The sequence below is a fragment of the Larsenimonas suaedae genome, assembly GCF_023712105.1.
Taxonomy (GTDB): Bacteria; Pseudomonadota; Gammaproteobacteria; order Pseudomonadales; family Halomonadaceae; genus Larsenimonas; species Larsenimonas suaedae.
In genome coordinates this window covers 362,426-377,529 of the sequence record NZ_JAMLJI010000002.1, presented here as the reverse complement: position 1 = coordinate 377,529, position 15,104 = coordinate 362,426, and the positions used below count along the sequence as shown (strand labels likewise).

Genomic DNA, 15,104 nt, shown 5'->3' with positions numbered 1-15,104 from the left:
TCTCTATGAGCCCGGTGCAGGAGATGCCGTCCTGGCGAGTGCGTATAGGCTTCGTGGCGGCGGTGTTTGGAATGTTCATGGCCATTCTGGACATCCAGATCGTTGCCAGCTCGCTCAACGAGATTCAGGCCGGAGTGTCGGCAAGCCAGGATGAAATCTCCTGGATTCAGACCTCGTACCTGATCGCCGAGATCATCATGATTCCGCTGGCCGGGGTGATGATGCGCATCTTCTCGACCCGCACTGCCTTTGTCATCTCAAGCGTTGGCTTTACCCTTGCAAGCCTTGGCTGTGCGCTGGCGAGCTCCATCAATGAGCTGATCGTCCTGCGTGCGATTCAGGGCTTCATGGGCGGGGCAATGATCCCGATCACCCAGGCGGTGAGCTTTACCATCTTTCCCCGACACAAGATGGGGTCCGTGCAGGCGGTGATCGGACTGGTGGCGACCATCGCGCCGTCGATCGGCCCGACGCTTGGCGGCTACATCACCCAGCACATGAGCTGGCACTGGCTGTTTCTGATCAACGTGATCCCGGGCATCCTGGTGTCGATGGGCGTGTGGTTCATGCTCGACATCGACCGCGCCGACAAGAGCGCGCTCAAGCGCCTCGATCTGATCGGGCTGGTGTTGATGGCGATCTTTCTGGGCTCGCTCGAGTTCGTGCTGGAAGAGGGCCCGGACGACGACTGGTTCAGCAGCTCCCTGATTCTGAATTTCGCCCTTCTCTGCGCGATGGCCGGCATCCTGTTCTTCTGGCGGGTGTTTACCGTCGATCATCCGATCGTCAATCTTCGACTCTTTCGCGAGCGCAATTTCGCAACCGGCGTCGGGCTGGTGTTCGCTGTCGGCGTCGCGCTCTACGGACTGGTGTATCTGCTGCCGCTCTATTTCGGCACGGTGCGGGAATACAACAGCATGCAGATCGGCGAGGTCATGTTCGTGACCGGGGCGGCGATGTTCGTGATGGCGCCGATTGTCGGGCGCCTGACCGATGTGGTTGATCTGCGCCTTCTGATCGGGATCGGGCTCTTGATGACGGGCATCGGGTCGTTCATGAACGTCAATCTGACCACCGAATCAGGCTACTGGGAGTTCTTCTGGCCTCAGGTGGTGCGCGGTATCGGCATGATCATGTGCATGGTGCCGACCTCCCGGATTGCGCTTGGCAATCTCTCACCTCAGAACATCGGCGATGGCAGTGGCATGTTCTCGGTGATGCGAAACCTGGGCGGTGCCATGGGGCTTGCGCTATTGGACACCGTGCGCGATCACCAGCGCGACTATCACTGGACGCAGCTGATCGCGTCGGTCAACCAGGGCCGTGAGGTGGTCGTCGCGCAGCTTGCCCAGTATCAGCAGCAGTTCATGGGCGTGGTCAGTGACCCTCAGGCCGCGGCAATCAAGATGATCGGTGACCGCGTCGCCATTCAGGCTGAGGTGCTGGCGTTCAACGACATCTTCCTGTGGCTCGGTATTCTCTATCTAATTGTTTTTCCAGCCGTCTTTATATTCAAGAAGCCCACCTGATCCCAAAGGGTCGCACGTGCGATCCTCGCGTCCCGCCCAATCCTTGTCTACGCTCGAAGGCAGTCGTTTGCGCGCAAACGATCCGACCGTAATGAAAATCGCGAAGGCGAGGACCGCCTTCGCTCTACGTGGCACGAAAAACAATAATCGCCACGCGACCGATGAGGACTGTCATGGCAGACGCAACACTCGACGCGACGGTGGGGCACGTCGACCCCAATGACACGTCGTCTCTCCAGACGATGGAGCTGACCGTCAACGGTCAGACGCACACACTTACTCTCGAACCCAATGTTGTCTTGCTCGATGCACTGCGCGAGCGCCTGAACCTGACCGGCGCCAAGAAAGGCTGCGATCACGGTCAGTGCGGCGCATGCACCGTATTGATCGATGGCCGCGCGATGAACAGCTGCCTGCTGTTGGCCGCGCTCGCCGAAGGTCAGGAGATCACCACCATCGAAGGCCTGGCCGATGAAGACGGTACGCTGCATCCGATCCAGCAGGCCTTTCTCGAGCACGACGCCTATCAGTGCGGCTACTGCACGGCAGGCCAAATGATGATGGCGACCTCGATCTTGAACGATAAGGACATCGCCAAGGACCCGGCGTCGATCAAGGAGGCCATGAGCGGCAATATCTGTCGCTGCGGCGCCTACAAGAACATCCTCGATGCCGTGCAGAGCGCGCATCGCACCATCGAGGGGGCGTGATCATGCAGAGTTTTGAACTGATCCGCCCGGAAAGCGTAAAAGACGCCATCGGCGCCCAGTCCGAGCGCTCCGCCTATATCGGCGGCGGCACGACGCTGGTTGATCTGATGAAACTTGGGGTCATGCAGCCCGATCACGTGGTGGACACCAACCGCCTCGGCCTTGATGAGATCGAGGTGCTTGACGATGGCCGGCTCAAGATCGGTGCCCGCGTCAGCAACAGCCGACTCGCAACCGACGCCCGCGTCGAGCGCGACTATCCGGTGCTGTCCCAGGCGCTGCTCTCGGGCGCCTCCACCGGTCTTCGCAACATGGCAACCACCGCCGGCAACGTCATGCAGCGAACGCGCTGCCCGTACTTCCGTGATCCGGCCAAGCCCTGCAACAAGCGCGAACCGGGCACCGGCTGCAGCGCGATGGACGGCATCAACCGCAACCACGCCGTCCTCGGCACCAGCGAGCACTGCATCGCGACTCATCCGTCTGATATGTGCGTGGCGATGGCCGCCATCGGGGCGACCGTGGTGGTCGAGGGTCGCAAGGGCACCCGTGAGATTCCGTTCGAGGATTTTCACCTGCTCCCGGGCGATCACCCCGAGCGCGAGCACGATCTGCGCTCCGATGAGCTGATTACCCACGTGGTGCTCGATGCCCCGCTTGAAGGCGCGGTCTCGACCTACCTGAAGCTGCGCGATCGCGCCTCCTATGAGTTTGCGCTCGCCTCCTGCGCGGCCATCGTCACCCTCGAGGGCACCAAGGTGACCGCCGCGCGCATCGCGCTCGGCGGCGTTGCGACAAAACCCTGGCGCGCCGTGGACGCCGAAGCGGCGCTGGTGGGTGAAGACGCGACCGCGAAGATGTTCGAACAGGTGGCGCTCTTGGCATTCCAGCGGGCGATACCGCTTGAGCACAACGCGTTCAAGGTCGAGCTCGGCCAGCAGGCCATCGCGCGCGCACTGCGGGACGCGGTGCAACAGGCAAGCCAGGGAGAGCACCAATGAGTGAGACACTGAATACCCAGAAACCCCGCATCGACGGCGCGCTCAAGCTCTCAGGCGGGGCGGATTACACCGCCGACATCAATCTCGACGGCCAGCTCTATGGCTACCCGGTCGGCAGCGCCATCGCCAGCGGTGAGCTTGAAGGGCTGGAGCTTGAAGAGGCGCTTGGCATGCCCGGCGTGGTCGATATTTTCCACCACGATAATTTCGACAGCACCCTCAAGCACTCACCGAACAGCTTCGCCGAAAAGAATACGGTCAGTGAGCCGCGCCTGCCGTTCGAGGACACCACGATCCACTATCACGGCCAGTACATCGCGCTGGTGGTGGCCGACACCTTCGAGCACGCCCGCGCCGCTGCCCAGAACGTCAAGGGCAAGTACCGCGCAAACGATCAGGTCACAAGCCAGCTCGATGAGCTCGATGCCGACAACGTCGCTGGCCTGCCAGGCGTTTTGCAGGAGGGCGACGGCCAGAGCCGAGGCGAGGCCGATGCGGCGTATGAGAACGCCGAGGTTACCCTCGATCACCACTACTCGATCGCGACCGAGACCCACGCGGCAATGGAGCTTCACGCCTCGACCGCCACCTGGTCCGGCGATCATCTAACCGTGTACGAGTCCACTCAGGGCGTAGTGTTCCAGCGTCATGCGCTGTCGCACGTGTTCTCGATGCCGCCGGAGCAGATCAATGTGATCTCGCACTTCATCGGCTCGGGCTTTGGCGGCAAGCTTTTCATGTGGCCGCACGCGATCATGACTGCGGTGGCATCACGCCGGCTGAAACGCCCGGTCAAGACGGTGGTGCCGCGTCAAAGCGTGTTCACCTCCGCCGGCAGCCGCCCGCGCTCGATGCAGCGCGTCCGCCTTGGCGCGCGCGCCGACGGCACGCTGACCTCGATCCGCCACGATGGCAGCAACGAAACTGCCTTTGTCGGCATGCACAACGACACGGTGATTTCCGCCACGCCCAGCATGTACGCCTGCGAGAATGTGGCGGTCACTAACCGGGTCGGCGAGGTCAATCACGGCATGCCGTGCCCAATGCGTGCGCCCGGTGAGGCGCCTGGGCTGTTCGCGCTGGAAACGGCGATGGACGAATTGGCCTGGCAGCTCGAGATGGACCCCGTTGAGCTTCGCAAGAAGAATTTTGCCGAGCGTGATCCGGCCTCCGATCTGCCGTGGTCGAGCAATCACCTGATCGAATGCTGGGACAACGCCGCCAAGCGCTTTGGCTGGGAAAACCGCACTGCGGAAATCGGCGCGATGCGCGAAGGTGACGAGATCATCGGCTACGGCATGGCCTCGCAGAGCTGGGAAGCCATGCGCCTTCAGTGCTCGGCGCGGGTGACGTTTTTGGCCGATGGCCGCCTGCAGGTCAGCTGCGGCACGCAGGACATCGGTACCGGCACCTACACCATCGTCGCCCAGACCGCGAGCGAGCTGAGCGGCGTGCCGATCGAGGACATCGACGTGCGCCTTGGCGACTCGTCGCTGCCCTCCGGGCCGCTGTCCGGTGGCTCGTTTGCCACCGCAACCGTGTTGCCGGCAGTCAAGGCCGCACTCGATGCCGCCACCCAGGCGCTGATCGACAAGGTCACTCAGGACGGGCAGGCGTTTTCCGACGTCGACTCGGAGTCGATCGAGTTGAACGACCGCGCCCTGACCTATGGGGATCGCTCGATTCCGGTCACCACGCTTCTTGAGGAGCTGGGTATCGGTCAGGTTACCGCCGAAGCCTCGGCGGAGCCGGGCGATGAGAAGAACGACTACAGCTTCCGCTCATTCGGCGCCGTGTTTGTCGAGGTGCGCTGGGATCCGGGCATTTCACGGCTCAAGGTCGAGCGGATCGTGTCCACCATCGACATCGGCCGCGCCATCAACCCGATGACCGCCCGCAATCAGGTCGAGGGTGGCCTGGTGATGGGCCTGGGCATGGCGCTGTTCGAGCAGACCGAGTACGACAAGAGCGGTTATCTCTACAACGCCAACCTGGCCGATTACATCGTGCCGGTGCACGCAGACATCCCGCCGATCGACGTTGAGCTGCTCGACTATCCCGATTACCACCTGAACGCCTTCGGCGCGCGCGGCGTGGGTGAGATCGGCTTGACCGGCATTGCCGCCGCCATTTCCAACGCGGTGTATCACGCGACCGGCAAGCGCATTCGCGACCTGCCTATCTCCATCGAGCGATTACTGATGGCCAACTGAGTCCAGTCCGGGCGGCGGCGCCTGCCGCCGCTCGAGCTTGGGAGGATTCCATGACCGAGTATTTCGACCCGAAGACACAAGGCGGGGCGACGTCCAAGTCACGCCGAAATTTTCTGAAAACCGTAGGCGCCTCTGGCGTTGCGGCCGCCTCCACGCCCCTCTGGGCCCAGACCACTCAGGCACGCGCCGCCGAGACGCCGGAAGGCGATCCCGTCAAGGCGTCCGCGCCGGCCCCCGGCATGAGCCGCATTCAGCTGAACGTGAACGGCGTCGAGCGCACCGTGGACGTGGCGCCCCAGATGGTGCTTCTGGACGTATTGCGTAACGAGCTTGGCCTGACCGGCACCAAGAAGGGCTGCGATCAGGGCCAGTGCGGGGCCTGTACGGTGCTGGTCAACGGTCAGGCGATCAACTCCTGCCTCTCGCTTGCGATCAGTCACCAGTCCGATGAGATCACCACCATCGAAGGGCTCGAGCGTGACGGCGAGCTGCACCCGGTGCAGCAGGCGTTCTGGGAACACGATGCCTTTCAGTGCGGCTACTGCACCTCCGGCCAGATCATGAGCGCGGTCGCGGTGTTGAACGACGACCGCATCGGCCAAAGTGATGCCGCCGTACGCGAGGCCATGAGTGGCAACATCTGCCGATGCGGCGCCTACAAGAACATTCTTGCGGCCGTGCAGGACGCCCGAAAGACCATGAAGGGAGGTGTGTAATGCGCGCCTTTGACTATGCTCGCCCCGGTGCGGTGGACGCGGCCATCGCGACCCACGCCAAGGCCGATTCTGCCTATCTGGCCGGCGGCACCACGCTTTTGGATCTGACCAAGATCGACATCATGCAGCCCGAGCAGGTCGTTGACATCAACGGCCTCGGGCTTGATCGGATCGAGCGTCTCGAGGACGGCCGGGTGCGTGTCGGTGCGCTGGTCACCAACACCGCGCTTGCCCGGCATGAACTGATCGAGACGCACTATCCGGTGCTATCGCAGGCACTGCTCTCCGGTGCCAGCACTCAGCTTCGCAACAAGGCTACCACCGGTGGCAACGTGATGCAGCGCGTGCGCTGCCCGTACTTCCGAGACGGCGCCTCGCCCTGCAACAAGCGCGAGCCCGGCAGCGGCTGTTCGGCCATCGGCGGCGTGAACCGGGAAACCTTCGCGGTGCTCGGCACCAGCGAGCAGTGCATTGCTGCCCACCCCTCGGACATGTGCGTGGCGATGGCTGCCATTGGCGCGACGGTTTCGGTTCACGGGCCAAAGGGGACCCGCGAGATCGACTTCGGCGCGTTTCACCTGCTGCCCGGCAGCACACCTGAGCGTGAGCACGCCCTCGAGCCTGATGAGCTGATCACGCACGTTACCCTCAATGCGCCGGAGCGCGATGCACGCTCCGGCTATCTAAAGCTTCGCGACCGCGCGTCCTATCAGTTCGCGCTGGCCTCGTGCGCCGCGCACCTGACGCTCAAGGGCGGTGTCATCCGTTCGCCGCGCATTGCGCTTGGCGGCGTTGCCACCAAGCCTTGGCGGGCGCTCGAGGCCGAGCGGATCCTCGAGGGCAAGACGCCGTCGAAGGCCCTGTTCGAGCAGGCGGCGAAGGCCGCGTTCAAGACCGCGACGGCCTATGAGCACAACGCCTTCAAGATTCCGCTCGGTCAGCACGCCATCATTGCCGAGCTCGGGGAACTGACCGGGCTTGCGACCACGCAGGAGGCCTCATGAGCGATCAGACACTGGGCGCCGGCCCGAAACGCATCGACGGTCGACTCAAGGTGACAGGCCAGGCCCCGTACGCCGCCGACCACGCCCTCGACAACACCGCCTACGGCTATGGGGTGTTTTCGACCATCAGCCGAGGGCGCATCGTCTCGCTCGAACTTGACGCCGCCCGCGCGATGCCGGGGGTGATCGAGATTTTCCACCACGGCAACTTTCCCGCGCTTCACCACACGCCGTCGTCGATGGCCAAGGGCAACAAGGTCGAGGAGACCCGGCTGCCGTTCGAGGATGAGCGGATCTACTACGACGGCCAGTTCGTGGCACTGGTCGTGGCCGAGCGCTTCGATCAGGCCCGCGCCGCCGCGCAGGCGGTCAAGGTGCGTTATGAAGAAGAAACGCCACGAGCGAATCTCGAGCAGGGCGTGAAGGCCCACGGCACGAAAAAGGGCAAGGGCAATCACAGCCGGGGCGACGCCGACGGCGCGTTCGAGCGCGGTACGCATCAGATCGATGTGACCTACACCACGCCGGTCGAGACCCACAACCCGATGGAAATGCACTCGACGCTCGCGCACTGGCCCGATGGCCGCCTGCAGGTGTTTGAATCCTCGCAGGGCGTGGTGCAGCAAAAGGGCGCGATGGCCAAGATCTTCAATCTGGCGCCGCACAAGGTCGAGGTCATCTCGACCTTCATCGGCTCAGGCTTTGGCAGCAAGCTCTGGATGTGGCCCCACGCCGTGGCCGCCGCTGCCGCCTCGCGTGAGATCAAGCGCCCGGTGGAGCTGGTGGTGCCCAGGCAGCAAATGTTCACCACCACCGGTCACCGCCCGGAAACCGAGCAGACACTCAAGCTTGCCACCGACGATCAGGGCCGCCTGATCGCGCTCAGCCACCACTCGGTGTCGACCACGTCCTATACCGATCAGTATGTCGAGACCTGTGGCAGCGTAACCAAGAGCCTCTACAGCTGCGACAACGTTTCGATCACCCATCGAACGACCGAGGTCAACCGCGGCACGCCGACCTCGATGCGTGCGCCGGGCGCCGCGCCCGGCCTGTTTGCGCTGGAATCCGCCATCGACGAGATGGCGCTCGAGGCCGGCATCGATCCGCTGACCTTCCGGCTCAATCAGTTCGCCGAGCGCGACGAAAGTCAGGACCTGCCGTTTTCGAGCAACCACATCAAGGAAGCGGCCGAGCGTGCGGCCGAGCAGTTCGGTTGGCATCAGCGCAACCCGAAGGTCGGCAGCATGCGAGACGGCCGGGAAATCGTCGGCTACGGCATGGCGGCCTGCAACTGGGAGGCGATCAAGCGCCCCTGTGACGCGCATGTCGCGCTGCGCGCCGATGGCACCGTTTACGCCTCCTGCGCTACCCAGGACATCGGTACCGGCACCTACACCATCGTCGCCCAGACGCTGGTTGAGCTGACTGGCGTACCGTTTGAGCGCATCGAGGTCGAGCTTGGCGACACCTCCTACCCCAAGGGGCCGATCTCCGGCGGTTCCTGGACCACGGCGACCACGCTCCCGGCGATTGCCGAGGCCACCCGCCACGCGATCGATGAGCTTAAAACCCGCGCGGTGCGCTCGGGCGGGCCGTTCGAGGGCGTGGATGTCGAGGCGCTGACGTTCGACAATGGCGTGCTCTCTTTTGAGGGCAAGCGCATTCCGTTTGCCGAGGCGCTCTCAACGATGAAACTTGCCAACGCCGAAGGCGAGGCCCACACCGAGGGCGCGGATACCTCGAAATACTCCTACCGCTCCTTCGGGACCCACTTCGTTGAAGTGCGCTGGGACCCGCTGCTTGCCAATCTGCGCGTGGCGCGGGTGGTCAGTGCCATCGACGTGGGGCGGGTGATGAACGAGAAGACCGCCCGCAACCAGGTCGAGGGCGCCGTGGTCATGGGCATTGGCATGGCGATGTTCGAGCGTACCGAGTACGACCCGAGAACGGCGCGAGTCGTGAACAACAACTACGCCGAGTATCTGGTGCCGGTGCACGCCGACCAGCCCGAGGTGGATGTGATTCTGCTCGACTACCCCGACACCGCCTTCAACGAGTTCGGTGCCCGGGGCATCGGTGAGATCGGCATCACCGGGCTTGCTGCGGCGGTAGCCAATGCGGTCTACCATGCCACCGGCGTGCGGGTGCGTGAGCTTCCGATCACCAAGGAGGCGTTGATGGGGGCGGTGTGATCGCCTCGCACCGACAGGACAACCGCCTTCGGGCGGTTTTTTTGTGCCCGCAGAAGCACCTCACGTCGCAGGCCCTGAACGCACTGGCCGTAAGCGATGGGCTTTCCGATATACTCAAGGGGCACCGAGGCCAGCCCGCGGTTCAGGCGCTTAAGGGGAATGAATCGTACAGCGAGAAAGGAGCACGCGTTTGTCTGCAACGATCAAGGATGTGGCGTTACTGGCGGGGGTATCGACCACCACGGTATCGCATGTATTGAACAAGACCCGGTTCGTGGCGCCGGCCACCCACGAGCGGGTGATGCGCGCCGCCGATGAACTTCACTACGCCCCGAGCGCGGTGGCAAGAAGCCTCAAGAGCAAGAACACCAAAAGCCTCGGCATGCTGGTCACCACCACGTTGAACCCGTTTTTCGCCGAGGTGGTCAAGGAGGTCGAGCGCCAGTGCTATCAGCAGGGCTACAACCTGGTGCTCTGCAATACCGACGGCGAGCTCGAGAAAACCACCTCCTACCTTCTGATGCTGTCGCAAAAGCGGGTCGATGGCATTCTGGTGATGTGTTCGGAATACGACGACTCGCTGTTCGGTGCAGCCATTGGCAAGCGCGATTTGCCGATGGTGGTGATGGACTGGGGGCCGTCGGGCGATTACGTCGACCGCATTCAGGACAACTCGCTCAAGGGGGCTCACCTTGCCATCAATCATCTCATCGAGCAGGGCCACCGCCAGATTGCCTACATTGGCGGGCCGCTCGAGAAACTGCCGGCGCGCCAGCGTTACGACGGGTTTTTCGAGGCGATGGCCGAAGCCGGACTCAGCGTGCGCCCGGAATGGGTGATCGAATCGAATTTCGAGTTCGAGGGTGGGCGACTCGGCATGCGCGCGCTGCTCGCCTGCGAGACGCTCCCGAGTGCGGTGTTCATCGGCAACGACGCCATGGCGATGGGGGCGATGAGCGAAGCGCAACTTGCCGGCATCGATATTCCGGCGGCGCTGTCGGTCATCGGCTACGACAACTGTCTGTATTCGGCCTATCTGAGCCCGCCGCTGACCACCATCGATCAGCCCAAGCGTCGGCTCGCCGAGCAGGCGGTCGCGACCATGATCGAGCGCATCGACAACCCACGCCAGACCGGGCGAGTGATCATGCTCGAACCCGACCTGGTCATCCGGTCCTCGGTCAGGGCGCTCTCGAAGAAATGAGGATGATCGAGACGTTCGTATACACGTGTTTATCGAAATAAATCTTTGGCACGTGCGGGCCGGCGAGATCGCCGATGTCATCCATCCGTAACGGCCGTGAATGCGAGCGAACGCTCTAAAATCATGGGTTTGGCGTATGTAGCCAAATTACATGAATGTGCGAAAAATACGGCTTAATTCAGGTAAAAAATACGCTATTTGTTCATTTCGACCGTGCGCGTTGACAGCGATCAAAGCTCTGGCTTAGAAATAGCAAACGTTTACGCAATCGTTTGCTATTTCATCGGTACGCCCCGGCGGAGAAAACAATGAAAAAGACCACTTTCCTGAAAAGCATCATGGCGGCGACGCTTTTGACCGTTGCAAGCACCAGTGCGCTGGCAAGCAACGGCCTGATCGCGATCATCACGCCCTCGCACGACAATCCGTTTTTCAAGGCCGGCGCGGAAGGCGCAAAGGACAAGGCCCAGGAGCTTGGGTATGAAACGCTGTCTGCCTCCCACGATGGCGATGTGAACAAGCAGAACCAGCTGATCGAGACCGCCATCGCGCGCAAGGCCAAGGCCGTGGTGCTCGATAACGCCGATTCCGAGGCGAGCGTTGGCTCACTCAAGCGCTTGAAGGCAGCCGGCATTCCGGCGTTTCTGTACGACCGCGAAATCAACCAGACCGGTGTGGTCGTCACCCAGATCGTGTCGAACAACTTCCAGGGCGCACAGCTTGCCGGTGAGAAATTCGCCGAGCTGATGGGCGAGGGCGGCAAGTACGTCGAACTTCTGGGTCCGGAATCCGACACCAACGCGCAGGTCCGAAGCGCCGGCTTCCACGACATTCTGGACAACTTCCCCGAGTTCGAGATGGTCGCTCAGCAGTCGGCCAACTGGAGCCAGACCGAAGCCTTCAGCCGAGTCGAGTCGATCCTGCAGGCCAACCCCGACATCAAGGGCATCATCACCGGCAACGACTCCATGGCGCTTGGCGCCGAGGCTGCGCTGCAATCGGCCGGGCGGGATGACGTCTTCATCGTTGGCTTCGACGGCCTCGATTACGCCCGTGACTCCATCCTGAAGGGTGGCAACATCAAGGCGACCGTGATGCAGCCGGCCTACGCCCAGGCTCAGCGCGTCGTCGAGCAGGCCGACAAGTACATCCGTACAGGCTCGACCGGCATGCCCGAGAAGCAGCTGATGGACTGCGTTCTGATCGATAAATCGAACGCCGACAAGCTCGAAAACTTCACCCTCAAACAGTAACCCTCCAAGCACGCGCGAACGGGCCGAACCCGGCCCGTTCGCCGCAGGTGTGTCCATGCGTCTTAACTCCATAGCCCGACTGGCAGGTGTGGTTCTGTGCCTTCACCTACTCAGCGCCTGTACCGTGACCGACCTCGACGAGGACGGTAACCCGATCATCCCGGCGGACCCGAACGCGAAGGTCAGCTACGAGCACATGAGCCTTTCAGAGGTGGCCGATACCCTGTGGGCGCCCAAGATCCTGCCCGAGGCCCAAACCGAGTTCGTTGAGTGGGAGGCCCTCAAGCCCCGCCTCGAGGCCGGCGGTGACGCGGATGCGACCAGCGCGTTCGTGCACTTTGACGGCGTGATCGAGGCGGTCGATACCAGCAAGATCCGTGGCTCGGTCACGCTCAAGGTCGATGACCGCAGCATCGAGCTTCAAACCGGACGCATCGTGCGCGGCAACGCCATTCGCGACGCCTCGACGCATGTGCCGTTTGATGATTTCAAGAATCAGATTCGCTTCGCTCAAATCTCGCGCGAGTTCAACACCCGGGCGATCGAGGGCGCCAACGTGCCCGATGAGAGCTGGGTCGGGGCACCGGTGTCGGTGATCGCGGCAGTGACACTTGATCAGGGCAAGATGCGCGATGCGGTGCCGATTCAGATCGAGCGGAGAACCCCGTGATGGCGGACGCGCAGACAGACATCGTGATGCGCGCCGAGGGGATCTCGATGATCTACCCCGGAACGGTCGCGCTCAACGCGGTGGATTACCGGGTTCATCGCGGCAAGGTGAACGTGATCATCGGCGAGAACGGCGCCGGCAAGTCGACGCTTATGAAGATTCTGGCGGGCGTTCAGCAGCCGAGCTCCGGTCGCATCTTCTTGAACGAGGCGCCGGTCACGTTCAGCAGCACCCGCGACGCCGCATCCCACGGCGTCGGGATGGTGCACCAGGAATTGAATCTCTTCGGCAATCTGAGCGTGGCCGAGAACATTTTCCTGGGCCGCGAGAAACAGCGCGGGCTGATGCCTCTCGATACCACCGAGCAGCACCGGATCACCCGCGAGCTGATGGCGCGGCTCAATCAGGCAATCGAGCCGTCGGAGCTTCTGGCCAACCTGAAGGTCGGTCAGCAGCAGTTGATCGAGATCGCCAAGGCGCTGGCCGATCAGGCGGACGTGTTGATCCTGGACGAGCCGACATCTGCGCTTTCAAAGACCGAAGTGGAGCTGTTGTTCGAGGTCATTCGTGATTTGACCGCGCAGGGCGTATCGATCATCTACATCTCGCATCGGCTCGAGGAGCTGATGGCGATCGGCGATCACATCACCATTTTGCGCGACGGCAATCTTCAGTCGGAGGCGTTGATCAAGGACATCGACGTGCCGTGGATCGTGCGTGAAATGCTCGGTAACGACCCGGTGTCGGATTTTCTGCCGGCCGAGCGCACCTTCGGTGACCCGGTGCTCGAGGTGCGTGATCTGACGCTGGTCAGCCCGACGGGCCTTACGCTGGTCGATGACGTGTCGTTTGACGTCAAGGCCGGCGAGATCGTCGGCATCTACGGGCTGATGGGGGCCGGGCGCACCGAGCTGATGGAGTGTCTGCTCGGGCTTCAGCGCTACGTGGGCGACATCACGCTTTCCGGCACGGCCGTGAACGAGGCCACCAGCACCAGCGAGCGGATTCAGCGCGGCATGTGTCTGGTGCCGGAGGATCGCAAGAAAAACGGCATCTTCCCGGTGTCCTCGGTCAGCAACAACATGACGATCTCGAGTCTGTGGCGCCGGCTCAAGCACCGATTCACCATCGATGAAACCGCCGAGGCTCAGGCGGTCGAGACCGCGATCAAGGGCCTTTCGATCAAGGTGTCCTCGCCGGAGATCGAGATTCGTGCGCTCAGCGGCGGCAACCAGCAAAAGGTGGTGATCGGGCGGACCCTTCTGACCGATCCGAAGATGCTGCTGCTCGATGAGCCCACGCGCGGCATCGACATCGGGGCCAAGGGCGACGTCTTCAACATGATGGTGTCGCTGTCGCAAAAGGGCATCGGGGTGCTGTTTTCGACCTCGGACCTCAAGGAAATCATGGCCGTTTCGGACCGCATCCTGGTGATGTCCGGCGGCAAGCTCACCGCTAACGTATCGCGTCACGACGCGACAGAATCCGCACTGGTCTCGGCCAGCGCACAAGGGCTCTAGCATGAATACACCCAACGAACACGCCACCAAGTCCGCCTCGATGCTGTCGAAGGACAACCTGCTGCTGCTGGTCTTGAAACTTCGAACGTTCATCGCGCTGTTTCTGATTGTCGGCTTCTTTACCGCGATGGTGCCGGGCTTTCTGGAGCCGAGCAGCCTGATCATCATGGTCAAGCACATCGCCATCAACGCCTTCCTGGCGCTTGGCATCACCTTTGTCATCATTACCGCCGGCATCGATCTGTCGATCGGGGCCATTCTGGGCTTTTGCGGCATGGTGGCCGGCTGGCTGATCACCAAGGGCATCGTTTTGCCGATGCTTGGCATCGCGATCTTCCCAAGCATCTGGCTGGTGGTCCCGATGGTGCTGGTCATCGGCGGGCTGATCGGGGCGGTCAACGGGTTCCTGATTACCCGCTACAACGTCGCGCCGTTCATCTGCACCCTGGGCACCATGTACGTCGTGCGTGGCGCGGCGATGCTGCTTTCCGGCGGTGAAACCTTCACGGGCCTTTCCGGCAATCCTCAGCTTGGCAACACCGGCTTCGAGGAGATCGGCTCCGGCAAGCTGCTTGGCCTGCCCTACGCCATCTGGATGATGTTCGTGCTGGCGGCCGTCATTGCCTACATCGCCAAGAAGACCCAGTTCGGCCGGCACGTGTTCGCCATCGGCGACAACGAGCATTCGGCGGAGCTTTCCGGGGTCAAGGTCAACAAGGTCAAGGTCTGGGTCTACACGATTTCAGGCCTGTGCGCCGCGCTTGCCGGCATCGTGGTGTCGTCCCAGCTGGTCGCAAGCCACCCGGCCACCGGCATTGCGTTCGAGATGAACGCGATCGCGGCGGTGGTGCTTGGCGGCACCTCTCTTGCCGGCGGACGTGGTTCGATCACGGGCACGCTGATCGGGGCGTTCGTGATCGGCATTCTGGCCGATGGCCTGGTCATGATGGGCGTCAGCGAGTTCTGGCAGATGGTGGTCAAGGGCGTGGTCATCATCGTGGCCGTCATCATCGATCAGAAACAGAACCGGCTGCAGCACAAGGCGGCCATCGTCAAGCAGACCTGAGCCCGCCAGAACCGGCGATTTTT

Annotated in this window: 12 protein-coding genes; all 12 read left to right on the top strand. The window is 62.5% G+C overall.

Going from position 1 to position 15,104, the window contains the following annotated elements; translation table 11 throughout:
* The first annotated feature begins 5 nt into the window (after positions 1-5).
* The 12 genes from NAT49_RS07685 to NAT49_RS07630 all read left to right on the top strand — a co-directional run bounded on the left by NAT49_RS07685 (position 6) and on the right by NAT49_RS07630 (position 15,081).
* Positions 6-1,529, top strand: a complete 1,524-nt coding sequence (locus NAT49_RS07685) for a DHA2 family efflux MFS transporter permease subunit (protein ID WP_251592876.1) — start codon at positions 6-8, stop codon at positions 1,527-1,529.
* 173 nt (positions 1,530-1,702) lie between these two features.
* Complete coding sequence (locus NAT49_RS07680; RefSeq protein ID WP_251592874.1) at positions 1,703-2,239, top strand: (2Fe-2S)-binding protein; 537 nt, start codon at positions 1,703-1,705, stop codon at positions 2,237-2,239.
* A gap of 2 nt (positions 2,240-2,241) precedes the next feature.
* On the top strand, positions 2,242-3,240 hold the full coding sequence (locus tag NAT49_RS07675) for an FAD binding domain-containing protein (protein ID WP_251592870.1): 999 nt from the start codon (positions 2,242-2,244) through the stop codon (positions 3,238-3,240).
* Positions 3,237-5,453: a xanthine dehydrogenase family protein molybdopterin-binding subunit gene (locus NAT49_RS07670; RefSeq protein ID WP_251592868.1), complete on the top strand. Its 2,217-nt coding sequence runs from the start codon at positions 3,237-3,239 to the stop codon at positions 5,451-5,453. The genes NAT49_RS07675 and NAT49_RS07670 overlap by 4 nt, the downstream gene beginning before the upstream one ends.
* A gap of 50 nt (positions 5,454-5,503) precedes the next feature.
* Positions 5,504-6,169, top strand: a complete 666-nt coding sequence (locus NAT49_RS07665; protein WP_251592867.1) for a (2Fe-2S)-binding protein — start codon at positions 5,504-5,506, stop codon at positions 6,167-6,169.
* Positions 6,169-7,173, top strand: a complete 1,005-nt coding sequence (locus tag NAT49_RS07660; RefSeq protein ID WP_251592865.1) for an FAD binding domain-containing protein — start codon at positions 6,169-6,171, stop codon at positions 7,171-7,173. The genes NAT49_RS07665 and NAT49_RS07660 overlap by 1 nt, the downstream gene beginning before the upstream one ends.
* Positions 7,170-9,368, top strand: a complete 2,199-nt coding sequence (locus NAT49_RS07655) for a xanthine dehydrogenase family protein molybdopterin-binding subunit (RefSeq protein WP_251592863.1) — start codon at positions 7,170-7,172, stop codon at positions 9,366-9,368. The genes NAT49_RS07660 and NAT49_RS07655 overlap by 4 nt, the downstream gene beginning before the upstream one ends.
* A gap of 190 nt (positions 9,369-9,558) precedes the next feature.
* The gene (locus NAT49_RS07650) at positions 9,559-10,572 is read left to right on the top strand and encodes a substrate-binding domain-containing protein (RefSeq protein ID WP_251592862.1); all 1,014 of its coding nucleotides are present in this window, start codon (positions 9,559-9,561) and stop codon (positions 10,570-10,572) included.
* Positions 10,573-10,880: 308 nt separating this feature from the next.
* Positions 10,881-11,825, top strand: a complete 945-nt coding sequence (locus tag NAT49_RS07645; protein WP_251592860.1) for a D-ribose ABC transporter substrate-binding protein — start codon at positions 10,881-10,883, stop codon at positions 11,823-11,825.
* 55 nt (positions 11,826-11,880) lie between these two features.
* A complete protein-coding gene (locus NAT49_RS07640) occupies positions 11,881-12,495 on the top strand; it encodes a DUF2291 family protein (RefSeq protein WP_251592859.1) in 615 nt (204 codons plus the stop codon).
* Complete coding sequence (locus tag NAT49_RS07635; RefSeq protein WP_251592858.1) at positions 12,495-14,015, top strand: sugar ABC transporter ATP-binding protein; 1,521 nt, start codon at positions 12,495-12,497, stop codon at positions 14,013-14,015. Before NAT49_RS07640 ends, NAT49_RS07635 begins: the two co-directional genes overlap by 1 nt.
* 1 nt (position 14,016) lies before the next feature.
* Positions 14,017-15,081: an ABC transporter permease gene (locus tag NAT49_RS07630; RefSeq protein WP_251592857.1), complete on the top strand. Its 1,065-nt coding sequence runs from the start codon at positions 14,017-14,019 to the stop codon at positions 15,079-15,081.
* Positions 15,082-15,104 lie beyond the last annotated feature (23 nt).